The sequence below is a fragment of the Sporomusa sp. GT1 genome (assembly GCF_014634905.1).
In the GTDB taxonomy this organism is placed as follows: domain Bacteria; phylum Bacillota; class Negativicutes; order Sporomusales; family Sporomusaceae; genus Sporomusa; species Sporomusa sphaeroides.
Map to the genome: position 1 here is coordinate 19,592 of NZ_BMBX01000022.1, position 26,220 is coordinate 45,811.

Here is a 26,220-nt window from a genome sequence, read left to right on the forward strand (position 1 = left end):
TAAACCCATTTGCCGCGAGCAAAATATTTTATTAGAAACAATAAAATATCTGTTAAGGAGAACAAACTATGAAGATTTCATTTATTGGCAGCGGCAAAGTCGGAGTAGCTTTAGCTTATACGACGGCATTAAAAGGCCTGGCTCAGGAAATTCTTTTATCAGATGTCTCTGCCGACAAGGCTTACGGCGAAGCCCTTGACCTCCTGCAATGCCAGGCCTTTTGCCCTCAAGCCCGTATTACGCATGGCCAAATCCGGGATACCGCCAATTCGGATATTGTAGTTATCAGCGCCGGTATTCCCCGCCGGGCAGACGAGCCGCGCGTAATGCTGCTTTCCCGCAACGCAAGTTTAATTGCCGCGATCGTAAAAGAAGCAGTTGCCTTAAGTCCGCAGTGTATATTACTAATTATTACTAATCCACTTGATGTCATGACCCATTTAGCCTATCAAGTCTCCGGCCTTCCTGCCGAACGGGTGATAGGTATGGGAACTGTCCTTGACACCGCCCGCTACCGTTCCTATCTTGCACAGCATTTTAGTGTGGATGCCCGTGACATTGACGCCTATGTAATAGGAGAACATGGGGAAACGATGGTGCCGCTAACAGGCAATATAACCATCAAAGGCGTACCGTTAGCTACCCTGCCGGCTTATGATAACACTGTCATCACACGCATTGGTCAGGAAGTAGAGGCCGCTTCCGGGCAAGTAATTGCATTAAAAGGAGGCACTGTTTATGCTCCTGCGGCATCTGCCTGCGAGATCCTGGGAGCTATCGTAAACGACGACCGGAAAGTTCTGCCGGTCTCCACCTTTAACAGCAGGTATAAAACTGCAGTCAGCCTGCCCACAGTAGTAGGCCGGCATGGAGCAGGGCCGGTCCTTAACATTCCTATGTCTCCGTCTGAAACTACGGCCTTTGCTCACTCGGTTGCCAATATAAAAAGATATGTCGATGAATTAGAAGTATAATCTCCTTGTCTGGTGCAGCTGCCCCTTTGCTTTATCTGCCGGCGGCTGCACCGTCCTTTTAATGTCGGCAAACGAATGTCAATAAGCTATATAAAAACAGATTCAAAACCCTTTCAGTAAAATCGAAAAAAATGCCCAAAAAAAAGTATTGCCAATTTGACGAATGGCAGTTATAATCTTAATGATAATGATTTTCATTCCATGTAATACTTTATTTTATATTTGACTGTTGTCAGTCAAATATAAAATAAACCTAGTGACGCCCACCTATAAACGCGGGAATCCTTAGCATGGGTTAGTCACCGGATATACACTGTGCACGGCGATTGCTTAAGAGAACCTGTTGTGCCAAAAGCCCCGGCAACAAGGCTACCAAATAAAACAAGAAAGGAGTTTGAAAGTTGGCAGAGATGTTTTTTCAGGGAATTTATTGACTGATGTCAGTCGTTTTATTTTTTGATATTATGCGTAATCTTAAAATCCTGGGAGGAATTTATTATGAATAAGCGACAACGCCAAGTTATGTGTTCCCTTTTGAGCAGTGCATTATTATTAGGGACACCGTTAGCCACACCGGCCGAGGAAGCCGCCGACCAGCACGAGTATGCCTTGGATGAATATGTTGTTACCGCCAACCGCATTCCTGTAAAACAGACAGAAATAGCGGCAAATGTCACGGTTATTACCCGTGAAGAAATTGAAAAAGGCGGCTACAGCAGTGTGCCTGATGTATTAAGGAAAAGCAGCATAACCTTAGAAAAAAACAGTGGGGCTACTATCCCTTTACTCAATGGTGACGAACGGGTGCTGGTATTGATTGACGGCCGCCGCATGAATTGGAGTCATCTTGTTGCCAGCGGCAGCAACTCAGGTGCAATCCTGGATCTGCTGGCCGTTGAAAATATTGAACGCATTGAAATTGTCCGCGGTCCGTCTTCCTCGCTATACGGCAGCGAAGCGGCAGGCGGAGTCATTAATATCATTACCCGCAAAGCCGGTGAAACCCGGACATCGGTGGCTTCTGAATTCGGCAGCTGGGGCTTTAAACGCTATAATCTTACCAGCCAGGGTAAATCCAGTGATATCAGTTATTTGCTGACAGCAGAAAAGAAACAGCAAGATAGCTTTGAGTACAAAGACTTCCGGACAGGTAAAATCAGAACCCATAACGATAGCCAGCTGGACCGGGAGTTTTTGACTCTGCGTCTGGACAAGGAGCTGAAGGGCGGACGCTCTCTGTCTTTGCAATTCGAGCATACCGAAGATGAGTCAGGATTTGCCGGTTACATACATCCGGACGGCAGATCAGAATACCCCGGGGGTTACCGTACCAGCCTGGACAACAACGTGGCACTTACCTACCAATGGGGAAAAGATACCGGAGCCAACAATTTGCTGCGCGTATATCGCAACCACTATGAAGCCACATATTATAATTCCCTGTTTGCTATCGATGAGTTGGAGGCTACCGGCCTTGACTGGCAGCAAAGCTGGAAATTAGGGGGAAAACACACCTTGGTTGGCGGTGGTGAATGGCGGCAGGAAACAATAAATGACAATAACTCTATCGATGAAAGCGTTATTACCGGAGCCGTTTTTGCCGAAAATCGCTGGAGCCTCCCCAGCAATTGGACACTATCGGCCGGAGCGCGCTATGATCATCACAGTGTAGTCGGCGGCCACTTCACCTCACGGTTGACGGCTAACCGTGAAATTAATTCCACAACCAATCTTTATGCCTCCTGGGGGCAATATGTCAAAAATCCGACTATTGCGCAGATGTACAGCAATACCATATACTGGAAAGGAAACCCTGATCTGGACCCGGAGAAAGGCCGGACAATAACTCTGGGTCTAAACACCGAATTGGGGCATGGAACAAAACTGCAGACCAGTGTTTACCGCAGCCAAATCGATAATGCTCTTGACTGGGCTTGGCGGGATTGGGATAACAATGGCATTGAATATACCAAATATATAAATGTGAATAAGCAAAAACGTCAGGGCTTTGACCTCACGCTATCGCGGCAGTTATCGCCACAGTGGAATATAGCCGCCGGTTATACGTATGTAAAGATCCAAAATCAATCCAACACGGAAACTGCTTATTCGAACGATCCGCGCACCAGTCAGCCTAACGGCTACCGTCTCAATGTTGAATATGATCAGGATAAGCTCAATACCGGCCTTACCCTCAGGAGCGTCACCGGCCGCGATACCAGTGTTTTTTCCGGCAAATCGTACCTGACTTTGGATATGACGGTCAATTATAAGTGCAATTCCGACACCCGCATCTATTTCAAAGGCTATAACCTGACCAATGAGGCGTACGAATCAGCAGCCAGCTATTGGTCTGACAGCTTCGGCCAACGCCATCCGGGACAATTCCCTATGCCGTCACGCAGCTTCTATTTTGGCCTGGAACACAAAATTTAGCCCTAAAGTAAACAGGAGATTGCCCCACAATCTCCTGTCCCCATGCCTGGCTGCCATTCTAAAATTGTCGTGTGACATAGCTGAGTGGAGCAGCGTAACGGTGCTTACAAAAAATTAACCTCAATTACAGAGGAGAGCATGCATTTTATGAAATATATCGGAAGATTACTTTACGCATCAAAGGAATATTATTGGATGCTTGCCAGCGCAGTTGCCAGCATTGTCATCTACACCGCGCTCAACCTGATTGGTCCCGGTTTAATCAGTAGTCTCATCGACTTACTGACAGGCAATTTCAGCAAAGCAAATATTTCCGAGGTTCAACGCCTCGCCCTATTGCTGTTCTGTACCTATCTGCTCCGGGCGTTTTTCCGTCTGGGCAGTGACTATTGGGCGCATTGTGCCGCCTGGAATATCGTTGCCAAAATGCGGATCAAGGTATATGATCATTTGCAGAAACTATCATTAGGCTATTATAGTGACAAACAAACCGGGCAGATTATGAGCCGGGTGATGAACGACACGGCTCAGTTTGAATTGCTCATCGCCCACGCCATTCCTAACATTTTAAGCAGTACATTTATTGTAGCCGGAGTTGCTATTTTGCTGGTACTGCTTAACCCCTGGCTGGCTCTTTTGACCTTTATCCCGGTTCCCTTTATGGTGGCTTTCAGCCTGTACTACAGCAAAAAAATTTATCCAGCCTACAGCCTGCATCAAACCTGTTTGGGCGACATGAATGCCGTACTGCAGGATAACCTCACCGGATTAAAAGAAATTCAGCTTTTTGGCCGGCAAAACAGCGCGTCAGAAGTCTTTAGTTTCCAGACATACAGATGGCGGGACGCAGTTATGAAGGTTGTCTGGCTAGGCGGTATCTATCATCCGACTGTGGAAGCCGTTCTCTCGCTGGGCACAGTCGTGGTGGTTGGTTTTGGCGGCATCATGGCATTAGAAGGAATCCTAAGTGTCGGCGATATTGTACGATTTCTGTTATATCTCACCCTGTTTTATGCCCCGATTGCCACCTTAGTTACCTCAGTTGACAGTCTCCTCCAGGCTGTTGCCGGAGCTGAACGCGTATTTGACCTTCTGGATGCCGAACCTGAGATTAAAGATAAGCCTGCTGCCCTCCGCCTGCCGGCCGCTAAGGGACACCTTGTTTTTGAAAACGTCACTTTTAGTTATGACAAAGCTTCCCCGGTATTAGAGGACATCTCGTTTACAATAGCACCAGGAGAAATGGTGGCTTTTGTCGGCCCCACCGGTGTAGGTAAAACCACCATCGCTTCATTAATTACCCGCTTTTATGACCCGAACTCCGGCCGGATTAAGTTCGACGGGGTTGATCTGCGCGATATTGAGCTTGCATCCTTGCGCAGCCAAATGAGCGTAGTGCCTCAGGAAGTATTTTTATTTAATGGCACGATTGCTGAAAACATTGCTTATGGGAGGCCGGATGCAACCCCGGAAGAACTGATACAAGCGGCAAAAAAAGCGTATATTCATGACTTCATTGCCTCACTGCCACAAGGCTACGCTTCCCTGGTAGGTGAGCGGGGAATCCTGCTGTCCGGCGGTCAAAAGCAACGTCTGGCAATTGCGCGGGCACTTTTGCGCAACACCCCGCTGCTAATTCTGGATGAAGCAACAGCATCGGTCGATATGGAAGCCGAAAAACAAATTCAAAAGGCGATCCAGCAGCTTGCCGGAACCAGGACCCTGCTGGTCATTGCTCACCGTCTCTCCACCGTACGCCGGGCAGACAAAATCATTGTGCTGGATGATACCAACATTGTTGAGCAGGGGTCGCATGAAGAACTGTTGGCAAAAGCAGGGCTGTATGCCCGCCTCTGTGCTTCTCAAATAGCGTGAAATACCACTACACCCAGGCAAAAACGAATAGGAGACCAGCTCACATGATGCAAGTACCCTCTCGACAACCCTTTCCCTTTGATGCAGTTATCCGCAAAAAACAAGTTTTTCTCGGCTGGACAACAGTACTGATAACCGGCGTTCTAATATCAGTGCTGCTGGCGGTTTGTTTCGGAACGGTAAAAATTGCCCCCGAAGCGGCCTTGAAGATTATTTTGTTCAAAATGTTCCACATAAATATTGGCGATATTGCTGCCCAGGCATCGCGCGCTCATCTGGACATCATCTGGGAAATCCGGTTTCCCCGCATCCTTATGGCGGTTATTACCGGAGCCGGGCTGGCTATGTGCGGCACTGCCATGCAATCTTCGGTGCAAAATCCACTGGCTGATCCTTATATTTTGGGCATATCGGCCGGAGCTTCACTTGGTGCCACCTTTTCTATCCTGCTTAACGCGTCCGGCATATTTTCCGGCTTGCCAACCGCCTTTTGGGCTTTCATCGGAGCACTGGCTGCCTCTTTGTTGGTCATGGTACTATCCGGTATCGGCAGTCAGGTATCCACAGTTAAAATGGTGTTGGCCGGCACTATTGCCAATGCGTTATTTAGTGCCTTTTCCAGCTTTATTATCTACATTGCCAGCAGCGCTGAAGGCATCCGCACGGTAACGTTCTGGACAATGGGTTCACTGGCTGCCGCTAAATGGAACAATATATTGCTCCCAGGCCTGGGTGTACTGTTAGGTTCTATATTCCTCCTGGCACAGTCGCGTAATCTCAATGCCCTGCTGCTTGGCGAAGAAGCTGCTACCACCTTAGGCATTACGTTACAAGCGGTGCGGCGAAATATCATTCTTGTTACCGCCCTGCTCACCGGCCTGATTGTTTCCTCCTGTGGGGTAATCGGCTTTGTCGGCTTAATTATACCCCATATTGTCCGTGGGTTTGTGGGTTCTGATCATAGACGGCTCTTACCGTCTGCCATGCTGACAGGAGCACTCTTCCTCATTTGGGCAGATGTGCTGGCGCGAACAGCGCTGCCATCAGGTGAACTGCCGATTGGCATTATTACCGCACTGATCGGCGCACCTTTTTTCATGTATGTTTTATTTAAGAATTCGCTTGGATTTTCTAATAAGTAGGGGGGACCGGCATGGATTTATCACTGAAGAATATCAATGTGACCCTTTGCCAAAAAAACATCATCCAGGATGTCTCACTTGATGCTAAAAAAGGGCAATTTGTTGGGATTATCGGCCCAAACGGCAGCGGCAAATCTACCCTGTTGCGTACCATCTACCGGGTAATCCAGCCGACAACCGGCACCATTCTCTTGGACGGTAATGACTACAAAAAAGTCAAACTGGCGGAATCGGCCAAAAAGATGGCTGTAGTCGGACAGTTTAATAACATAAATTTTGATTTTACCGTGTTTGATATGGTTATGATGGGACGAACACCTCATAAGAGCTTCCTTGGTACCAATAACCAGTCCGATTATGAACTTACACTGGAGGCAATCCGCAAAGTAAGTATGGAGCACTATGCCGACCGTAGTTTCTCAACACTTTCCGGCGGAGAAAAGCAGCGGGTTATTCTTGCCCGGGCGCTGGCACAGCAGCCCGAGATACTGGTTCTAGACGAACCGACCAATCATCTGGATATCAAGTATCAACTGCAGCTGCTTACCATTGTAAAATCACTGGGAATTGGAATTCTTGCGGCTTTGCACGACCTCAGCCTGGCTGCCATGTACTGTGACAAACTTTATGTGATGCAGGACGGCAAGCTGGTTGCCCATGGCTCCCCCAAAGAAGTCTTGACTCCCGGTCTGGTACGGGATGTATATGAAATTGATTGTGACATCCGGGAAAACCCCGATACCGGCTATTTGTCGATAACGTACTATCCTACCCACCGGTATGCATAAGGAGATAGAACAATGCCGCTAAGGCTGAATAGAAACATCAACTTCCTACTGATAAGCTGTTTACTCGCATTATCGCTCACAGGCTGCGGCACCCTGCCGCCAGATCCGCATAAAGGTCCGCCGGTTATTTCCACCGTCACAGGCTACCCGCCTGTGACCATTACTAATTATGATGCCGCCGGGAACCTGGCAGAATATACGTACCGCCAGATTCCCACCCGTGTGGTCGTTACTCATCCGGGCGCAACCGAACTCCTGCTGGAATTAGGACTCGAAGACCGTATCCTGGCTACAATAGCACCCTATGGCCCCCCGTTGGAGCGGTTGAGAGAAAAATATGCCAAAATGAAAATTATGCAGGCCCAGTATGCCCCCTCCCGGGAGGAAATACTGGACCTGGAACCTGACATGGTGATTGGCTGGCCCCACCACTTCAGTGAAAATGTCTTTGGCGATATACAAAGCTGGCATACACGGGGCGTGGCAACCTTCATTGTCCCCAGTACCTTACGCCAAACAAAGCCCCTGCTGGAAAATAACGTCTACGCTTATATTGCCGATATCGGTAAAATTTTTGGCATACCGGATCAGGCCAATCAATATATCCAGGACTGCCGGCAGCGTGTTGCCCGCGTGGAGGCAGCAGTGCGGAACATCCCGCAAAAGAAAACCGTTTTGGTCTTGCAGGATCATTTAGACGGCAAGTTTTCCCTGTATGACAGCAGCTATCTTGTCAGCTCGCTGATTGCCAGTGCCGGCGGCCAGCACATCGGCGACACGATGACAGCTATCGTCGGTGCCGAAGAAGTATTGTCCCACGACCCCGACTTCATCCTCTTCGTATCCGTCAATAGAAAAGATGCTGCCAAAGATCTTACCGATCAGGAAGCAATAACTCACCTGAAAGGCATCCGGGAACTGCAAAGTATGCGGGCCATTGAGCAGGGGAATATCATCAATGTCCCTTTCTTTAGTGTAAATAACGGCGGAGTACGTATAATAGATGTGCTGGAAAAAATCGCCGAAACATTATATCCGGAATGCTTTGACTAGTGGTCTGTCTACGTTTTCTGCGTAGACAGACCACTGGCTTTTAATAAAAAGGTGATTGACAATATTTTCTTTTTATTTTAATATTTTAACTGATGTCAGTCAGTTAAAATAAGGGGAGTGTTTCCTATTTCTAGAGTTACCAAAGATCCTCAGGTGCGCCAGGCTGAGTTAATGGACACAGCACTGGAACTCTTTCTTGCCAACGGATATCAAAAAACGACTGTGCAGGACATTGTCAAACACGTCAATGTGGCGCAAGGAACCTTTTACTATTATTTCCCTTCAAAAGAGGCCATTTTGGAAGCTATCCTGATTAGTCATGTGCAAAATATGATAGCTGAAATTCAGGCGTTTAAGCCTGACAATATTTTAGAAAAGCTTCAATTTTTTATTAATCGCTTTTACCGGTTGAGCTACCTTGGTGAACCGGGATTAATCAGCAAGGTGTTATATAAAGAAAAACAAGGGTTGTTAATCAATAAATTATGGCGCCAAACTATTACCATAACCAATCCGCTTTTGTCACATATCCTTGAGCAATGTAACCAGGCCGGAGTGACTCATGTTATTCACATAGATGAAACCCTCTGTTTTTTTGGCGGTGTTATGGCCGCACTGCTGGAAGCAAGTTCACCCCTGGAGTTTGGCCACGAGTCCAATCCCCAAATTTTGAGAGCCAAATTAACAATTGCCGAAAAAATGTTAGAGACTTTGTTTGGGGCCTCCCCCGGCAGCATTCATTTAGATGAACCTCAAGTTATTTAGCAACAACAAGAGATACATGGAAACTTGATTCAGCTGGGGTTTTAATCCCAGCTGAATCTTAGTCATCAGATAAAACAAGGGACAGGCCGGTGTTTCGTCCAACACTGAACCTGTCCCCTGCTATTTCTTATCATTTGGTTTATGGTAAAAGATCCCATAATTGTTTTCCGACCAACAGTGTTGTCACAGATATAAATAAAGGCTTAACATAGGCAGCACCTTTGGCAATGGCAAATTTTGAACCGGCAATCGCACCAATAATCATCGCAATGCCCATGGTAAAACCATATACAAAATTGACTGAACCAAACACCAGAAAAGTTGCGAGTGCACCAAGATTGCTCGCCATATTGAGCGCCTTGGCATTGCCGGCAGCCACAACAAAGTCAAAGCCCAGCATCAAGAATACAAAGATTAAGAAGGAGCCTGTCCCCGGTCCGAAAAAACCGTCATAAAAACCCAGCACAAAAGCAGCACAGCCGCTCAAGATACCCACTTTTTGATTTACCCCCTGATAAGTAGAGGTATCACCCCAGTCCTTTTTAAACACTGTATAAATGGCTACCAAAATCAGCATGACCACAACTAACGGTTTTAAAAATTCGGGCGGAATCAGTCTTACCGTGTACGCTCCCAGGATGGAACCAAGTAAAGACACCGGAAACAGATACTTAATTAAACCAAGATCCATCTTGCCTGAGCGCAAAAAGGATATGCTGCTTGTCGCAGAACAGCATATGGCGGCAAGCTTATTGGTCCCTAATACAACACTGGGCGGTAAGCCGGTCATCATCAGTGCCGGCATGGAGATTAAACCGCCGCCGCCAACAACCGAATCGATAAATGCCCCGACAAAACCTGCTACCAGTAAAAAGCTGATCATCTCCATACTAATACTATCCATACTATTGACCTCCTATTTTCCATGCACAATTGCTTCAACTTATGTAAAAAATAAAAAAATGGCAAGTGCCGCCTCTTGAGTTCATTATAGCCAGTGCTTATACTTAAGTAAAACGAATTAATTTCATTAATAACATGCAAAACTTTAATATTCGGGCCAAAGGACAAGTATCATGAATATTGATGACATTCAAGCATTTCTCGCCATTGTTGCCAATCAAAGTTTAACAAAAGCAGCTGAATTTCTGCACTTATCCCAATCCTCCGTAAGCCACCGCCTCAAGAATCTCGAGCGGGAGCTCGGCCTGGTGCTGGTGGAACGGCGAAAAGGCCTAAAAACCATCACCCTTACGCCTGCCGGTGAAGATTTCATTCAGGTGGCGGAAAAATGGATGCATCTGCTGCTGGAAACCCAGTCGCTAAAATCACGTACCAGCTTATCACTGGCAATTGGTTCTGTCGACAGTGTCAGCACATATTTACTGCCTAATGTTTATCAGAAGATCATTAGTCAGCATCCTGCCATGCGCTTGCATATTTATACCAAAAATTCAACCGAACTGTATGATTTACTGGAGCAGCGCACGATTGACATTGCGTTTGTCCTGCAGGAAAGGCTGATAAAAAATATCGAGTTATCACCTTTTTTTGCAGAGCCTATGGTCGTCCTGCGTTTAGCCCTGCCGGAGCATCAGGCTGTTCAGTACATTCATCCCGAGCAACTAAATCCAAGTGATGAATTATACCATGAATGGTTTCCAACCTATCAGATCTGGCATAGCAAATGGTGGGACCCGCTCAAACCGCCTCACATTCAGGTAAGCAACGGTCCCATGGTATTGCCCTTACTGCGGACGGCACACCAGTGGGCCATTGTTCCCCTGTCTATTGCCCAATCCGCGGCAGCAACCAGCAAATACACCATTCAAAAGCTTACCGATCCCCCACCAGACCGGATATGTTATAAATTAACTCACAAAATGGCTAAATCCAGCACCAAAGAAGCGTTAGCTATTTTTGAAGCTTTTGCCGCAGAGCTATACACGCAATTTGACTACCTGAACCAAATTAAACATAGGTAACCGGAAGAAAGCTAACTTGCCCGGTGCGATCCTAAAAAAGAGCATTGCTAAAACGCAATGCTCTTTCTCTTATATGTCTAAGGGTTTTTCTTATTGCCATAACATCGCTCAGCACCGCCGGACAGGCTTTACAGTAAAGCCTGACGTACAACTTCCTGAGCCAACAGCCGTGTTGGGTCAATCCGGCAGCAATCCCTGTTGCTATATTTAAATAAGAGTGGAATTTCGGTACAGCCGCCGATAAAGGAATTGGCCCCTGCCTGTTGGTAGGCAAACATTATTTCGTCAAGTTGACCGAGATACGGGTTATTTTCCAGCTGTCCCGCCTTTGCCACCGTTATTGCCAGGGATATAATCTGCTGCTCGTCAGGTTTCGGGATGAGCAAGGAAATGTTTTTAGCCAGAAATGCTTTTTGATACAGTGCGGTTTGAACTGTGCCGGCAGATGCAAACAACACAATATCTCCGCTATTTTCCTGGGAAGCTACAGCATTGGCCGTATTCTCAATCATATTGATCAGTTTGATAGTAACTGCCGCCTGAATATCCTGATACCAATAATGCGCGGTATTGCACGGCATGACCAGAAGGTTTGCCCCCGCGTTTTCCAGGAACCGGGCCGAATCAATAAGTTCTCCGGCAGGGCTCCTGCTGCCATTTAGGATCGCCTCGATCCGCGAAGGTATCTGAGGATTGTTATACACTATGATTTTGATATGATCCTGGTCACAGGCAGCTGGCGTACACTCGACAATTTTAGCAAATAAATCAACTGTCGCCATCGGTCCCATGCCGCCTAATATTCCTACTGTCAGCACATTATCTCCCCCATCAGCTTTCAGCTAAAATCTTCTTTCAATAGTAAGCTGCAATAATGGTTGGTGTGTTTTCAGCAGAATAAATAGCAAAAACGTTGTAGCGATTAATTATTTTCGAGAGCCGCATTCTGTCCGGCAATAAAACCGGAAGACCATGCCCATTGAAGGTTGAACCCCCCGCACTGTCCGTCGATATCCATAATTTCACCGGCAAAAAACAAGCCTTTTACCAGGTTCGATTCCATAGTATGGGGATTAATCCCGTCAGTGGCAACACCGCCTGCGGTTACCTGGGCGCAGGGCCAGCCTTTCGTGCCGGTCACCGTGAAGCGCCAGTCTGTCAGTATTCCCATGATTTTTTCCTGTTCCCGGGCAGACAGGCTGGCAACAGGCCGCTGTATCTCCCCAATGCCGGCTTCCTTCAGTATTACAGGGATAAGCCTTTTATTGATCAAGCCAACTAAACTAAATTCAATTGTTTTACTGGATTGCCGGTCAAAACGCGCTGCCAGCAGTTTTTTGAGATCTTCCGGGGCAAGAGTGTCCAGCATAGTAATTTTTAATTGAACTGCCTTTTTCTCATGCAGAAGCTGCGCCGCTGTTCTGCTCACCTGTAATACCGGCGGCCCGGAGACACCATAGTTGCCAAATAAAATATCGCCCCGGTCTTTGGCTGCCGATTTGCCATTATGTAAAATTTCCACAGTACCGACAAACTTAACTCCATCAATTTGTTTGAAAAAAGGTCCTTCCAGCTTAAGTTGCACAAGCCCGGGAAACGCATTGATAACAGTGTGTCCCAGTTTTTCTGCCAATAGAAAGCCATTACCATCAGAACCGGTAGAGGGCATTGCCTTCCCTCCGGCAGCCAGGATGACACTGTCTGCCTGCAATGTCGCTCCGCTTTCCAGGATAACGGTAAAGGTTCCTTGCTGCTTTCTTATTTCTCTGACATACGCATCACAGTTAACAGTGACCTCTCGTTCATTGAGCTCATGTCTTAATACATCCAAAACACTGGACGCCTGATCAGACATCGGAAACACCTTGCCGCCCTCCTCCACCTTGTGGGCAATTCCTAATTCTTCAAAAAAGGCAATTGTTGCCGGAATGCTGAATTTCGCCAGTCCGGTTTGGGGAAAATTGGGATTATCACCATAGTAACAGGTACTATCGGCATAGATGTTGGTAAAATTACACCGCCCATTTCCTGTTGTTAATAGTTTCTTGCCGACACGGGGATTGCGCTCCAGTATTGTCACACCGGCCCCCTGCCGGCTTGCTGAAATGGCCGCCAGCATCCCGGCAGCGCCGCCGCCGACAACAATTACGCGCTTTGACTTTATTGTCATAACCGATACCTCTACATTTCCAGATAGTAAGTGCCTGTAAATTAATACTATTTCCCATATGAGCAGCAAAACTCCTGCCATGAGTTGAAAAATTGACAGAACCGGTACTGTTGTATCAATATGTGCCATATTGTCAATAAATTCATACTATTCATCAATATATTCCGGAGGTATATGGTTTTATTTGCCAAATATAATCCACGAGATGTCCAGGTATATTGTTGTAAAGGATGGAGATATTTTTGAATATTAGAAAAAAACTGACGCTCTTATTATTATTGGCAAGTGCAATACCTCTTATCATTTTCGCCTGTATTAGCTTAAACAATTCCATACAGCTTGCGGAACAAAACGCGATGGCGGAAAATTTAAAACGGGCGGAAGTTGTTCACGAGAAAGTAGACAGTTTTATTAATAAAAATCTATTTGGCGTTAAAGTCATGGCGACCAATCCCTCGATTCGCTCCTATGGTTCGCGTGACCCGAAAGAAATTAAGACGCTGGTTACAGATGCGGTAAAGGTATACCCGGAGCTTGCGCTGATGATTGTTACCGGTGCTTCGGGAACCCAGGTGGCAAGAAGTGATGACGGGCCGCTGACAAATGTTTCTGACCGCAATTTCTTCAAATTGGGCATGCAGGGCCAACCGGAGGTAATATCAGAAATTCTTGTAAGTAAGGATAACGGCCATCTTATCGCGGTACTGGCTGCCCCGATACGGGATTTTGTCAGCAATAATGTAACAGGAGTTATCCAGGGAACGGTTGAGCTTGCCGTATTAAACGACTTTGTAAAGACGTTGTCTAATGATGAAGTTACCGCTTTTATCCTGGACCAGGACGGAAAGCTGCTGGCACATCCCACCAAAAATATGCAAAAGCCGGAAGAACGCACTGATTTTTCCAGCTATAGCTTTGCTAAAAACGGTCTGTCAGGCCAAAGCGGTTCCGAAGAAGTTACGATAAACGACCAAAAGCTGCTGATAAGCTATGTTAAAAATGAAAAATCCGGCTGGCTGATCTGCACCGAAGTTCCTTACCATGTTATCAATGCCAGCAGCATAAATGGAGCCATTCAAACTTCCTTTATTGGCTTACTGTTGATAGCATTAACAGGTGCGGCAGCTTTTTATCTTTCAACCATTGCCACCAAACCCATTCTTGCTCTTGTCGCTGCCGCCAATCAGGTTGCTAAAGGCGATTTAACCATTAAAAGACTGGAAGCAACTTCAAAAGATGAGTTAGGTTTACTGGCAGATGCCTTCAATGCCATGGTTCTCAACTTAACACAGCTGATCCGTCAAATACAAGGCAATGCGGAACTGGTTGCAGCCTCCTCTGAACAACTGAATGCCAGTTCTGAACAATCAGCCCAGGCCGCTAATCAGGTAGCCTCCTCCATAACCGAAGTGGCCCAAAGCGCCGAACAACAGCGCCTTGTAGTAGATTCAGCCTCCGGGATAGTGACCCGAATGTCTGAAAATGTTTCCTTGATAGCAGCTAATGCCGGTGCAGTTTCAGAGCAATCAGCACTGACTGCGGTAACTGCCCAGGAAGGTGGCATAGCTATACAAAACGCGGTAAATCAAATGACAGAACTCGAAGCAACAGTGAACTCGACAGCAAAAGAAGTGACCGAGTTGGGAGAACGATCTAAAGAAATCGGCCAGATCGTAAATACCATTTCCGGTATAGCCGGTCAAACTAATCTCCTTGCTCTGAACGCAGCCATTGAAGCTGCTCGCGCCGGTGAACAAGGACGCGGTTTTGCCGTAGTTGCCGAGGAAGTCCGCAAATTGGCCGAACAGTCCCAAGTGGCTGCCAAGCAGATTGAAGCACTGATTAGAGATATTCAGAATGAAACCGGCAAAGCAGTGCAGACCATGAATTCCGGCAACAGCAAGGTTAAAACCTGCACCATTGTGGTAAATGAAGCAGGTACTGCATTCCAAAAAATCATTGAGATGATTGCCGAGCTTTCACAACAAGTCAAAGAAATTACCGTCGCCATCCAGCATACCGAAGGCGGCAGCCGGCAAATTGTATCATCTGTCGAAAATATCGCAGCTTTGACCAACACCATGACCGATGAAGCCCAAACCGTATCGGCAGCTACTGAGGAGCAGTCGGCAGCCATGCAGGAAATCGCTTCATCAAGTCAAAATCTCAGCAACATGGCTGCAGAATTACAGGAAGCCATTGGCAAATTCCGTATATAAGCGGGCAGCCGGCTGCATACCCACTAAAATATTCTCTGTAAAATTCTCCTGACTGTGTTTGTAAAAGAAGGATTTTTAGGTGAGTTTTGTTAAATTATATAATAGGCAAATTTAAAACATATGTGGAGGCGATTGCAATGGACAGAATTAAGGTTGGCGATTATGCACCTGATTTTCTTCTGAAAGACAACCGTGGAGAAGAAATTCGCCTGACAGACTATAAAGGCAAAAAAGTGCTGCTCTCCTGGCATCCTCTTGCCTGGACAAGTGTTTGTGCCGAACAGATGAAAGCATTAGAAGCCAATTTGGCAGCATTTGAGAGCAATAACACCGTTCCGCTCGGCTTAAGCATTGATTCCTATCCGTGCAAGAATGCCTGGGCAAAAGAATTAGGGATTGCTACGGTAAAGCTATTGGCTGATTTTTGGCCACACGGCGAAATTGCCCAGCAATACGGACTCTTCCGCCAACAGGAAGGATTCTCGGAACGGGCAAATGTGCTTGTCGGTGAGGACGGAAAAGTCCTTTGGGTCAAGATTTATCCCATTCCCGAACTGCCGGATATAGCGGAAGTATTGGAACAAGTCAAAAAAGCATAATAAGTATGTAACAGTACAAAGACGCGGCAGCAAGTAACAACACTTGCTGCCGCGTCTTTTGTCGTCTCAGTCCTCCTCTCCCGGCAGCCAAAAATACAAAGTCAAAAGGTCGAAAAGTCAAGAAAGGTCAAAATAATTAGCCTGCCTGTGAAAATTCACCATCATATCGCTAAAATGGCTAAATTGCTGCTAAGCGGGTATTTTTGAACTTTTTTCGTTTTTCTCTTAATAACGTCTATCTGGTAATATGGATTTAGAGCTAAGGTACTATCCCGCAATTTTTAATAAAGAGGAGGCGTGTATTATGGGAAAAGTAGTTGGCATTGATTTAGGTACTACCAATTCTTGTATTGCTGTATTGGAAGGAGGCCGTCCTGAGGTTATTGTCAATGCCGAAGGCGCCCGGACGACTCCCTCGGTTGTCGCCTTTCGCGATAACGAACGTCTTGTCGGTCAATTAGCCAAACGTCAGGCTGTCTTAAATCCGGCAAAAACATTTTATTCGGTAAAACGCTTCATCGGCCGCCGCTTCGATGAAGTCGATGCTGAAATGACATTAGTTCCCTACAAAATAGTTCAGGGTGCTGAAAATACTGTCAAGTTCCTGGTGGACGATAAACAATATGCACCGGAAGAAATCTCAGCCCAGGTACTGCGCAAACTGGTAGATGACGCCAGCAAATATCTGGGTGAAAAGCTAACCGATGCCGTTATCACAGTTCCCGCCTATTTTAACGATGCTCAGCGCCAGGCTACCAAAGACGCCGGACGGGTTGCCGGCCTTAATGTGCTGAGAATCATCAATGAACCTACCGCCGCAGCGCTGGCCTATGGTTTGGATAAGAAAAAGAACGAAACCATTTTGGTCTTTGACCTGGGTGGCGGAACCTTTGACGTATCCATTCTGGATGTTGGCGATGGCGTATTTGAAGTAAAAGCCACCAACGGTGATACCCACCTGGGAGGCGACGACTTCGATAAAGCAGTTGTCGATTGGCTGGCAGGTGAATTCAAGAAAAATAACGGTATTGATCTGCTGCAGGACAAACAAGCCTTGCAGCGTCTGACCGAAGCAGCCGAAAAGGCTAAAATTGAATTATCTGCCGTTACCGAAACAACCGTCAATCTGCCCTTCATCACCGCCGATGCCGGCGGTCCAAAACACCTGGATGCCAAAATCACCCGGGCTAAATTTGATGAAATTACCCGCAGCCTGGTAGAACGCTGCCGTATTCCGGTAGAGAAAGCGCTGGCTGACGCCAAACTAACAGCCGGTGATATCGATGAAATCATCCTGGTGGGCGGTTCCACCCGTATCCTGGCAGTACAGCAATTAGTCAAACAACTGACAGGCAAAACCCCCAACCAAAGCGTTAATCCTGACGAAGTCGTAGCCGTGGGCGCGGCTATTCAGGGTGCTGTCTTAAGCGGCGACCTTAAGGATGTCGTGCTGCTGGATGTTACCCCCTTATCCTTGGGTGTGGAAACCCTGGGCGGGGTAATGACCAGGATTATCGAACGCAATACGACCATTCCCGCCCGCCGCAGCCAAAGCTTCAGCACTGCCGAGGATAATCAGGCCGACGTAGAGATTCATGTGCTGCAGGGCGAACGGGAAATGGCCGGTGACAACCGTACCCTGGGCCGTTTCAAATTAACCGGTATCCCCCCGGCAGCTCGCGGGCTGCCACAAATCGAAGTCACCTTCGACATTGACGCCAATGGGATTCTCACCGTCAGTGCCCAGGACAAGGCCACCGGCAAGGAGCAATCTATCACCATCAGCGGTTCCAGCAACCTGGATAAAGCCGATATTGACCGCATGGTGGCTGATGCCAAACAATATGCAGCCGAAGATAAAAACCGCCGCCAATATGCGGAATTGAAAAATGAATTGGATTCCCTGGCCTATCAGGCGCAAAACCTGATGACAGAAAAAGGAGCCACACTGCCGGCCCATATCGGCGGACGCTTGTCTGCCGCCCTCGAAGCCGCCAAGCAAGCCGGTGAAGACAGCCTTGACAGCAATAAGCTGCATCAGCTCAAGGCTGAGTTAGAGCAAGCCTACAGCCAGGCCTCTCAGTGGCAGCCTGACGCTGCCGGGCAACAGCAAGGTACTACCGGCAAACAAGGCAAACCAGAGGATGACATCATCGACGTTGAGTACGAGTAAACCGTCGACTATTAATGAAGCAAAAGGGGTGATGGGTTATGAAATATATTGATTATTACGAAACACTGGGCGTTGCCAAAACCGCCTCGGAAAAAGAAATCAAGCAAGCCTACCGCAAACTGGCCCGCCAGCATCACCCTGATCTTCATCAAGGCGATGCCAAGGCCGCTGCGGAAGAACAATTCAAGCTCATCAATGAAGCTTATGAAGTGTTGGGAGACCCTGATAAGCGGGCCAAATATGATCAATTAGGCATGAATTGGCGCTCAGGCGATGAATTCCCTTTTGACCCCGCTCAGGGTGCTGCCCGTACCTATACCTATCAGGGAAATGCCGACTTTGATCCCAATGGCTTTGAATTCAGCCATTTCTTTTCCAGCCTGTTTGGGCAGGATTTTGCGGCCAAACAGCACTATGAAAGCCGTACACGGCAAAGGAACAGCAAAGGCGAAGATGTCCAGGCGGAAATAAGTTTGGCAATAGAGGAGCTCCTCCGGGGAGCGGAAAAGGAACTGCACCTGGCAACCTCCACCGTCTGCACCGCCTGCGAAGGGCGGCGCTTCAGCCAACGCGGCCTCTGTCAGGCCTGCGGCGGTACAGGCGCTATGGCAGACAGCAAAACAGTTAAAGTAAAAATTCCTGCCGGGCTCTATCCCGGGGCATCATTGCGACTGAAGGGCTTAGGCGGCCAAGGCTATGGCGCAGCCCCTGCCGGCGATCTCTACCTGCAAATCCAGGTTGCTCCCCATCCTGTCTGGCAAATACAGGGCAGTGATGTGGAAACCGACCTCACACTTCAGCCTGAGCAAGCCGTCCTGGGCGACACCATCAAGGTTCCCACACCGCATGGTTCAGTCCAGCTTAAAGTGCAGCCAGGTACTCACACCGGTCAAAGGCTCCGGGTAAAAAATAAAGGCCTGCCGAAAAAACAAGGGGTTGGCGACCTGTATATAAAAATCCGTATCGATATCCCCCGCGAACTGTCAGAAGCTGAAAAGGCACTTTACCGGAAAATACGGGAAACCAAAACAGCTGGCACCGATACCGGGCAAACAGAATTAGCTTCCTAAGTCCCTTGGGTTTAAAATCTGCGTTAGGCTATCCAGCCACCGACCAAGCCACTCTCCTGTCCAGCGTTTGCGCAGGGTGAGCGGCTTGGTCTTTTTAGCTGCCGCTGTATACTACCCAAACCACGCAGCTTTTAGCAGCTTAACTGCGGGTTCTATTTCACCGGCAGGAATTTTCGAAAAATAAAGGAGGATACGTGACGTGTTTTCCGGTGTATTCTGCAAATAATAATCTTGAACAGAAGCCACCCGACAGCCTTTTGCCAGCGCCCGTTCCACCAATTGCCCGGCTTTTAGTTCCGATTTGACGTGCAAAATGGTATGAAGCCCGGAATCACTTCCCTCAAATTCCACATGATTGCCTAAAATGTTCTTGACTGCCTCTACCAGTATTAATTTTTTCCCATAATATAATTTACGCAACCGCCGGATTTGACGCTCTAAACAGCCATCTGCCATAAATTGAGCCAGCGCGAGCTGCTCAATGGTTGAAGCCGCCTGGTTGTATAATGCCGCGTTTTGCTGAAAAACGGCAAGCAGCTTCTCCGGCAGCACCATATAACTGACACGGATGGATGGCGGTATTATCTTGGATAAGGACCCCAGATATACTACGGTTTCCTTGTTATCAAGGCCTTTTAACGCCGGAATCGGACGCCCGTAATAACGAAACTCACTGTCATAGTCATCTTCGATAATAATACCATTTACCCGCTCAGCCCAATTCAACAATTGTGTTCTTTTACCAACAGGCATAATATAACCGGTAGGAAATTGGTGTGACGGGCTAACATAAACAAGCTTCGCCCCACTGCCCAGCAAACTGTCCATATCAATGCCGTCTTTGCGCATCGGTATGGCAATGATGTTATACGAATAATTGGCAAAAATGCGTCTGCCATTTTTAAACCCCGGGTCTTCAAAGGCAATACTATTGGTTTCCGACTTCAATAAACTGCAAAGAGTATTTAACAAGCTTTGCACCCCGGGGCCGATAATAATTTGCTCCGGATAGGTATAGACACCTCTTGAATTGCGGATATAGGCTGCTATCTCCCGGCGCAGCTCCGGCTCGCCTTGAATATGCCCGTACCCGACAAGGCGTTCTTTGTTTAAAAACACTTTGTTGATATAGCGTTTCCACAAAGAAAAATCAAAGCCATCAATGTCCATCCCGCCACTGGCAAAATCATATACTATGTTGCATTCTGCCGGCGGCTGCCTGTCAACCTCACGCTCAGGGATGAAGCCGGTACTTTTTTTGATACTAATGCCATCAAACTTGTTCACCAGATAGCGCGAACGATTGCAATTTAAAATATAGCCCTCGCTCATCAGCTGTTGATACGCTTTTTCCACAGTTATTTTGCTCACAGAAAGACCGGCCGACAGTCCCCGGATAGATGGCAGCTTCTCCCCTTCGTGCAAGCGGTTTTGTTCAATTTCCTGCTTAAAGTAATGATATAGCTGCATATACAGGGGGGCTTTGCTAGTAAAGTCAAGCATAATTACATCCATGACATCCTCCAAACTGTACCTATCAAAGTTATCTATTCTGTATATTTTAAAAGGTTCATTTTTATTTTATAATACAACTATATTTTTTGAAAGCTATATTTACAAATACACATAAACCAAAGGGGAGTTACTTATGAGAATATTCAAGGCACTTGCCGTAGCCGGTTCAGATACAAGCGGCGGCGCAGGACTGCAAGCAGACTTAAAAACCTTTCAGGAGCTAGGCGTATATGGCATGACTGCCATCACTGTCATTGTTTCGCAAAACCCAAACAATAACTGGTCCCATGATATCTATCCCCTGCCGCTGGAAGTACTGGAAGCACAAATGGAAACCGTACTTGGCGGGATTGGCATTGATGCCTTGAAAACAGGCATGCTGGCAACTACCGAGGTCATCTCGCTTGTCGCCAAAAAAATTGATAAATATGGGGTTAACAATGTCGTAATCGACCCGGTTATGGCCTGCAAAGGCACCGATGAGGTTCTCCACCCGGAAACAACGGTTGGCCTGCGCGAAATACTGGCCCCCCGCGCTCGCCTCATAACGCCTAATATCTTTGAAGCTACCCAGTTAAGCGGTATTCGTTCCATTCGTTCTATTGAAGATATGAAGGCTGCCGCTGTCGAAATACACAAATTGGGTCCCAAGAATGTACTAATAAAAGGCGGAGCCAAAATCGACACCCCGGACGCTGTCGATGTATTGTACGATGGCAACGAATGTACCATCCTGCGCTCCCCGAAATTCAATACAACTTACACTCATGGCGCCGGCTGCACCTACGCATCGGCGATAACCGCCGGACTGGCCAAGGGCTTGCCTGTGCACGAGGCCGTTAAACAAGCAAAAGAATTCATTACCGCCGCCATCCAGGCCTCATTCCCGCTGAATGCTTATGTCGGACCGACTTATCATGCCGCCCATCGTCTGAACAAGTAAGGCTTTAACTTAATTTCACTGTCATTAGCTACCTTGAACTCTCTCAGCCTGAGTTCAGGGTATTTTCTTTTCTAACACGCCGTCGCCAAAGGCTCGGCACAAGTACTGCCGGCAGGATCAAGCAAAAGATCGTTCAGCTACTAGGTCTATTAGGCCAAATAGCTGAACGATCTATAATTATGCCTGAATGTAACTAACCTTAGCTAAAAGAGATTAGGCAGCGCCGGCCCCAACCTGCATGGCTCCGGCAAACCCTAAACTTCCTTCGGTATTGTTTACCCTTGCTGCTTCGACCAATCCGGAGGGTTCAGGTGTTGTAGTGATTTCAGCAGCTTCGACGGTTTCTGTCTTTACCGTACCTGGGTCACTGATTTCAGTTTCAATATCTTTCTTATTGCTGCCGGTACTAAAGCGTAGTGACAAAGCGAAACGCCCCATCTGCTCATGTCCGGAGAAGGAAAAAGCGGCATTCAGTAAAACATCTTGTTGGATATAGTGGTAAAAACCTAAGGCAAATGCGTTCTCGCCGGAATACGTACCCCAGGCAAAGGCTGCTTGGGTAGGCTGATCCAGCTTATAAGCCAACGGCGCTAAACCGGAGATAGCCGCTGTCATAGCACCTACCTTATCGGTCCGGCTATCCAGCCGGTCAAGCTGGCTCATGTTAACAACATCTGTAGAATAAACACCACTTTGCACATTAATAATTTGCCGTTCATTACCGGCTTCCCCAACAGAGACGGCATTACTGCGGCCGCCTGTTGCAGAATTATGGCCTACGGCAACACTATTTGAGCCGGAAGCCCTTGCTTGATTACCGATTGCAGTATTGCCTATCCCGCCTTTGCCGTTGCCAGCCTGAGCTTGGTAGCCAATTGCCGTATTACCTATATTGCCCTCACCATTACCGGCTGCTGCTTCATAGCCGACTGCCAGATTCCTGTCATTAAACTTGCCGTTGCCTGCTGCCGTTTGATGACCAATAGCTGCATTTTCGTTGTTATCATAGCCGTTACCGGCTGCAGCATTAACTTTTCTACCCAGTTTTTTCTCATTGACTTGGCTGCTGAAGGCTTTTGCTTCATTATCGAAGGTTGGCTGCTCATCATCACCGTAATTATTTATGCCTACTGCCAGGTTATTATCATTTTTTGCGCCATTACCGGCGGCAGCTTTTTCACCCACAGCTATATTTTGATTATTATCAAAACCATTACCAGCAAGTGCTTTATGGCCAATTGCCACATTTTGATCATTGCCTATACCATTGCCGGCAGCTACTTTGCTGCCTATCGCCAGGTTGCCATCATTAAATGCGCCGTTACCGGCATAGGCGTTTTGACCTACTGCCGCATTCCAGTTATTATCATAACCGTTACCGACTGCGACATCCTCACCAACAGCAATATTCCTGTCATTATCGAAACCATTGCCGGCAGCAACCTGCTTACCCTTTGCCTGGTTCCGATCATTAAACATGCCATTGCCGGCAGCTGCTTCATGCCCTATTGCCTTATTCTTGTCATTAAACGCACCATTGCCCGCTACAGCTTCATAGCCTTGTGCAATGTTTCTATCGTTATCGAAACCATTGCCTGCTGCCACTTCGTTACCTACTGCCTTATTTTTGTCATTTAACGCGCCATTTCCCGCTGCAGCTTCACGACCGATGGCTGTATTACCATCATTGTCAATACCATTACCAGCGGCAACCTTCTTGCCTTTTGCCAGGTTCCGGTTATTTAGCATGCCATTGCCGGCAGCTGCTTTTTCGCCTACAGCAGTATTCTCATTATTGGCAATACCGTTACCGGCACTTGCTTTGTAGCCGATGGCTCTATTGCCGTCATTACCGATACCATTGCCGGCGGCTGCTTTCTCACCTACGGCAATATTCTCATCGTTAGCAATACCGTTGCCAGCACTTGCTTTATAACCAATTGCTCTATTGTCGTTATTGCCGATACCATTGCCGGCGGCTGCTTTTTCGCCTATAGCAGTATTCTCATTGTTAGCAATACCGTTGCCGGCACTTGCTTTATAGCCGATGGCTCTATTGTCGTCATTGCCGATACCATTGCCGGCTGCGGCTTTTTCACCTACAGCAATATTCTCATCGTTAGCAATACCGTTACCGGCACTTGCTTTATAGCCGATGGCTCTATTGCCGTCATTGCCGATACCATTGCCGGCGGCTGCTTTTTCGCCTACAGCAATATTCTCATTGTTAGCAATACCGTTGCCGGCACTTGCTTTGTAACCGATGGCTCTATTGCCGTCATTGCCGATACCATTGCCGGCTGCGGCTTTTTCACCTACAGCAGTATTCCCATTGTTAGCAATACCGTTGCCGGCACTTGCTTTATAGCCGATTGCTCTATTGTCGTTATTGCCGATACCATTACCGGCGGCTGCTTTTTCGCCTACGGCAGTATTCTCATTGTTAGCAATACCGTTGCCGGCACTTGCTTTATAGCCGATGGCTCTATTGCCGTCATTGCCGATACCATTGCCGGCTGCGGCTTTTTCACCTACAGCAGTATTCTCATTATTGGCAATACCGTTACCGGCACTTGCTTTATAGCCGATTGCTCTATTGCCATCATTGTCAATCCCGTTTCCAGCCTGAGCATTGGCGCCATAGGCTTCATTTCCTGCATTAATTATGCCATTGCCCGCTTTTGCCCCAATTCCTGCTGCTTTGTTATCTGTATTGCCAATCCCGTTTCCAGCCTGGGCATTGTCGCCATAAGCTTCGTTTCCTGCATTAATTATGCCATTGCCAGCTTTTGCCCCAATTCCTGCTGCTTTGTTATCTGTATTACCAATCCCATTTCCAGCCTGGGCATTGTCGCCATAGGCTTCGTTTCCTGCATTAATTATGCCATTGCCAGCTTTTGCTCCACTGCCTGCTGCTTTGTTATCTGTATTACCAATCCCGTTTCCAGCCTGAGCATTATCACCGTAAGCTTCATTTCCTGCATTAATTACACCGTTGCCGGCTTTTGCCCCAATTCCTGCTGCTTTGTTATCTGTATTACCAATCCCGTTTCCAGCCTGGGCATTGTCGCCGTAGGCTTCATTTCCTGCATTAATTACACCATTGCCCGCTTTTGCCCCACTGCCAACTGCTGTATTATTTTCGTTGCCGACCCCATTCCCCGCCTGAGCATTATCACCAGAGGCCTTATTGCCTACATTTAGTGTACCGTTGCCGGCCTTGGCATTTGTCCCGTAAGCTTCGTTCTGCTTATTAAAGCCTAACAAACCATTGCCGGCTTCTGCACCACCGCCTGCTGCTGTATTATTTTCATTGCCAGTCCCATTCCCCGCCTGAGCATTATCACCAGAGGCCTTATTGCCTACATTTAGTGTACCGTTGCCGGCCTTGGCATTTGTCCCGTAAGCTTCGTTCTGCTTATTAAAGCCTAACAAACCATTGCCGGCTTCTGCACCACCGCCTGCTGCTGTATTATTTTCATTGCCAGTCCCATTCCCCGCCTGAGCGTTATCACCATAGGCCTTATTGCCTACATTTAGTGTACCGTTGCCAGCCTTGGCATTTGTCCCGTAAGCCTCGTTCTGCTTGTTAAAGCCTAACGTGCCATTGCCCGCTTCTGCTCCATTTCCTGCTGCTATGTTATTTTCGTTACCAATTCCATTACCTGCCTGAGCATTATCACCAGAGGCCTTATTGCCCACATTTAGTGTACCGTTGCCGGCCTTGGCATTTGTTCCGTTGGCCTCGTTCTGCTTATTAAAACCTAACTCACCATTGCCCGCTTCTGCTCCACTGCCTGCTGCTATGTTATTTTCGTTACCAATCCCATTCCCCGCCTGAGCATTATCACCAGAGGCCTTATTGCCCACATTTAGTGTACCGTTACCTGCCTTGGCATTTGTTCCGGAAGCCTCGTTTTTCTTATTAAGACCTAACTCGCCATTACCCGCTTCTGCTCCACTGCCAACTGCTTTGTTGCTTTCATTGCCAGTCCCATTCCCTGCCTGAGCATTGTCGCCATCGGCTTCATTATTCTTATTCAGATTACCATTGCCGGCTTGCGCATAATCTCCTTCGGCTTTGTTCCCTGTATTGCCTCCGCCGATATTGGGACCGCCTGCATCACCAGGTCCGTTTCCAGCCCGTGCGTGATCGCCAGCAGCTATATTGTCTTTATTATAATCGCCATTTCCTGCTTCAGCTTTCTCGCCGGTTGCATGGTTATTTTCATTATGTCCTCTTAATGCTATAGACGTCTCACTGTTACCAGCCCGGGCCCCTTCACCGTCTGCCGAGTTGTTTTTATTAGTAGTCCATTCATACCCAAAAATTGAGTTATAAGGCCGCCCGGCTTTACCACCGTTGCTTTCAGTATTTCCATCCGGCCCCGCCCATGCCGGCACCACATAAAGCGTCTGCACAGCTAAACATAATGAAATGACTGACACTTTACCCCATTTGCTCAGTTTCATGTCTTACCTCCTATCAGAAACGCTGTTGTTAGCTGCATTT

18 protein-coding genes are annotated in these 26,220 nt (G+C 47.4%); 13 read left to right on the plus strand and 5 right to left on the minus strand.

The window, feature by feature from the left end:
* Positions 1 to 68 precede the first annotated feature (68 nt).
* The 7 genes from GT1_RS17745 (at position 69) to GT1_RS17775 (ending at position 9,033) form a co-directional block, all read left to right on the plus strand.
* Positions 69 to 974 carry a malate dehydrogenase gene (locus GT1_RS17745; protein WP_188399828.1) on the plus strand — a complete coding sequence of 302 codons (906 nt, stop codon included), beginning with the start codon at positions 69 to 71 and terminating at the stop codon, positions 972 to 974.
* A gap of 498 nt (positions 975 to 1,472) precedes the next feature.
* Entirely contained in the window at positions 1,473 to 3,410 is a 1,938-nt protein-coding gene (locus GT1_RS17750) for a TonB-dependent siderophore receptor (RefSeq protein ID WP_223226347.1), read from the plus strand.
* Positions 3,411 to 3,557: 147 nt separating this feature from the next.
* Entirely contained in the window at positions 3,558 to 5,285 is a 1,728-nt protein-coding gene (locus GT1_RS17755) for an ABC transporter ATP-binding protein (protein WP_188399829.1), read from the plus strand.
* Between the two features lie 44 nt (positions 5,286 to 5,329).
* Positions 5,330 to 6,427, plus strand: coding sequence for an iron ABC transporter permease (locus GT1_RS17760; RefSeq protein WP_188399830.1), 1,098 nt, complete (start codon positions 5,330 to 5,332; stop codon positions 6,425 to 6,427).
* 11 nt (positions 6,428 to 6,438) lie between these two features.
* The gene (locus GT1_RS17765) at positions 6,439 to 7,215 is read left to right on the plus strand and encodes an ABC transporter ATP-binding protein (RefSeq protein WP_188399831.1); all 777 of its coding nucleotides are present in this window, start codon (positions 6,439 to 6,441) and stop codon (positions 7,213 to 7,215) included.
* Positions 7,216 to 7,227: 12 nt separating this feature from the next.
* On the plus strand, positions 7,228 to 8,268 hold the full coding sequence (locus tag GT1_RS17770) for an ABC transporter substrate-binding protein (protein ID WP_188399832.1): 1,041 nt from the start codon (positions 7,228 to 7,230) through the stop codon (positions 8,266 to 8,268).
* A gap of 171 nt (positions 8,269 to 8,439) precedes the next feature.
* The gene (locus tag GT1_RS17775) at positions 8,440 to 9,033 is read left to right on the plus strand and encodes a TetR/AcrR family transcriptional regulator (RefSeq protein WP_223226348.1); all 594 of its coding nucleotides are present in this window, start codon (positions 8,440 to 8,442) and stop codon (positions 9,031 to 9,033) included.
* A gap of 139 nt (positions 9,034 to 9,172) precedes the next feature.
* On the opposite strand, the gene GT1_RS17780 is transcribed toward GT1_RS17775, so the two are convergent.
* Positions 9,173 to 9,937, minus strand: a complete 765-nt coding sequence (locus tag GT1_RS17780; protein WP_075753985.1) for a TSUP family transporter — start codon at positions 9,935 to 9,937, stop codon at positions 9,173 to 9,175.
* Positions 9,938 to 10,109: 172 nt separating this feature from the next.
* Between GT1_RS17780 and GT1_RS17785 the strand changes: the two genes are divergently transcribed.
* Complete coding sequence (locus tag GT1_RS17785; protein WP_188399833.1) at positions 10,110 to 11,018, plus strand: LysR family transcriptional regulator; 909 nt, start codon at positions 10,110 to 10,112, stop codon at positions 11,016 to 11,018.
* Between the two features lie 128 nt (positions 11,019 to 11,146).
* Here the strand turns inward: GT1_RS17785 and GT1_RS17790 are convergent, their stop codons facing one another.
* Together GT1_RS17790 and GT1_RS17795 are read right to left on the minus strand one after the other, a co-directional pair.
* The gene (locus GT1_RS17790) at positions 11,147 to 11,836 is read right to left on the minus strand and encodes an aspartate/glutamate racemase family protein (RefSeq protein ID WP_188399834.1); all 690 of its coding nucleotides are present in this window, start codon (positions 11,834 to 11,836) and stop codon (positions 11,147 to 11,149) included.
* A 104-nt stretch (positions 11,837 to 11,940) separates the two neighbouring features.
* Entirely contained in the window at positions 11,941 to 13,188 is a 1,248-nt protein-coding gene (locus GT1_RS17795; protein ID WP_188399835.1) for an NAD(P)/FAD-dependent oxidoreductase, read from the minus strand.
* A 242-nt stretch (positions 13,189 to 13,430) separates the two neighbouring features.
* On the opposite strand from GT1_RS17795, the gene GT1_RS17800 reads away from it, so the two are divergent.
* The 4 genes from GT1_RS17800 to GT1_RS17815 all read left to right on the plus strand — a co-directional run bounded on the left by GT1_RS17800 (position 13,431) and on the right by GT1_RS17815 (position 19,249).
* Positions 13,431 to 15,407 carry a methyl-accepting chemotaxis protein gene (locus tag GT1_RS17800; protein WP_188399836.1) on the plus strand — a complete coding sequence of 659 codons (1,977 nt, stop codon included), beginning with the start codon at positions 13,431 to 13,433 and terminating at the stop codon, positions 15,405 to 15,407.
* 137 nt (positions 15,408 to 15,544) lie between these two features.
* The gene (locus tag GT1_RS17805) at positions 15,545 to 16,006 is read left to right on the plus strand and encodes a redoxin domain-containing protein (RefSeq protein WP_188399837.1); all 462 of its coding nucleotides are present in this window, start codon (positions 15,545 to 15,547) and stop codon (positions 16,004 to 16,006) included.
* Positions 16,007 to 16,310: 304 nt separating this feature from the next.
* A complete protein-coding gene (dnaK, locus tag GT1_RS17810; protein ID WP_188399838.1) occupies positions 16,311 to 18,179 on the plus strand; it encodes a molecular chaperone DnaK in 1,869 nt (622 codons plus the stop codon).
* 38 nt (positions 18,180 to 18,217) lie between these two features.
* Positions 18,218 to 19,249, plus strand: a complete 1,032-nt coding sequence (locus tag GT1_RS17815; protein WP_188399839.1) for a DnaJ C-terminal domain-containing protein — start codon at positions 18,218 to 18,220, stop codon at positions 19,247 to 19,249.
* Between the two features lie 111 nt (positions 19,250 to 19,360).
* On the opposite strand, the gene GT1_RS17820 is transcribed toward GT1_RS17815, so the two are convergent.
* The gene (locus GT1_RS17820; protein WP_188399840.1) at positions 19,361 to 20,764 is read right to left on the minus strand and encodes a PLP-dependent aminotransferase family protein; all 1,404 of its coding nucleotides are present in this window, start codon (positions 20,762 to 20,764) and stop codon (positions 19,361 to 19,363) included.
* Positions 20,765 to 20,897: 133 nt separating this feature from the next.
* Here GT1_RS17820 and pdxK point away from each other — a divergent pair, with 133 nt between their 5' ends.
* Positions 20,898 to 21,707, plus strand: coding sequence for a pyridoxine/pyridoxal/pyridoxamine kinase (pdxK, locus tag GT1_RS17825; protein ID WP_188399841.1), 810 nt, complete (start codon positions 20,898 to 20,900; stop codon positions 21,705 to 21,707).
* 213 nt (positions 21,708 to 21,920) lie between these two features.
* Here pdxK and GT1_RS17830 read toward each other — a convergent pair whose 3' ends face one another.
* Positions 21,921 to 26,180 (minus strand): S-layer family protein, encoded by a 4,260-nt coding sequence (locus GT1_RS17830; RefSeq protein ID WP_188399842.1) that lies wholly within the window; start codon positions 26,178 to 26,180, stop codon positions 21,921 to 21,923.
* Positions 26,181 to 26,220 lie beyond the last annotated feature (40 nt).

Excerpts from the sequence above, each read along its gene's own strand:
- GT1_RS17745 (WP_188399828.1), top strand. The coding sequence starts at position 69 with ATGAAGATTTCATTTATTGGCAGCGGCAAAGTCGGAGTAGCTTTAGCT.
- GT1_RS17750 (WP_223226347.1), top strand. The coding sequence starts at position 1,473 with ATGAATAAGCGACAACGCCAAGTTATGTGTTCCCTTTTGAGCAGTGCA.
- GT1_RS17755 (WP_188399829.1), top strand. The coding sequence starts at position 3,558 with ATGAAATATATCGGAAGATTACTTTACGCATCAAAGGAATATTATTGG.
- GT1_RS17760 (WP_188399830.1), top strand. The coding sequence starts at position 5,330 with ATGATGCAAGTACCCTCTCGACAACCCTTTCCCTTTGATGCAGTTATC.
- GT1_RS17765 (WP_188399831.1), top strand. The coding sequence starts at position 6,439 with ATGGATTTATCACTGAAGAATATCAATGTGACCCTTTGCCAAAAAAAC.
- GT1_RS17770 (WP_188399832.1), top strand. The coding sequence starts at position 7,228 with ATGCCGCTAAGGCTGAATAGAAACATCAACTTCCTACTGATAAGCTGT.
- GT1_RS17775 (WP_223226348.1), top strand. The coding sequence starts at position 8,440 with ATGGACACAGCACTGGAACTCTTTCTTGCCAACGGATATCAAAAAACG.
- GT1_RS17780 (WP_075753985.1), bottom strand. The coding sequence starts at position 9,937 with ATGGATAGTATTAGTATGGAGATGATCAGCTTTTTACTGGTAGCAGGT.
- GT1_RS17785 (WP_188399833.1), top strand. The coding sequence starts at position 10,110 with ATGAATATTGATGACATTCAAGCATTTCTCGCCATTGTTGCCAATCAA.
- GT1_RS17795 (WP_188399835.1), bottom strand. The coding sequence starts at position 13,188 with ATGACAATAAAGTCAAAGCGCGTAATTGTTGTCGGCGGCGGCGCTGCC.
- GT1_RS17805 (WP_188399837.1), top strand. The coding sequence starts at position 15,545 with ATGGACAGAATTAAGGTTGGCGATTATGCACCTGATTTTCTTCTGAAA.
- dnaK (WP_188399838.1), top strand. The coding sequence starts at position 16,311 with ATGGGAAAAGTAGTTGGCATTGATTTAGGTACTACCAATTCTTGTATT.
- GT1_RS17815 (WP_188399839.1), top strand. The coding sequence starts at position 18,218 with ATGAAATATATTGATTATTACGAAACACTGGGCGTTGCCAAAACCGCC.
- GT1_RS17820 (WP_188399840.1), bottom strand. The coding sequence starts at position 20,764 with ATGGATGTAATTATGCTTGACTTTACTAGCAAAGCCCCCCTGTATATG.
- pdxK (WP_188399841.1), top strand. The coding sequence starts at position 20,898 with ATGAGAATATTCAAGGCACTTGCCGTAGCCGGTTCAGATACAAGCGGC.
- GT1_RS17830 (WP_188399842.1), bottom strand. The coding sequence starts at position 26,180 with ATGAAACTGAGCAAATGGGGTAAAGTGTCAGTCATTTCATTATGTTTA.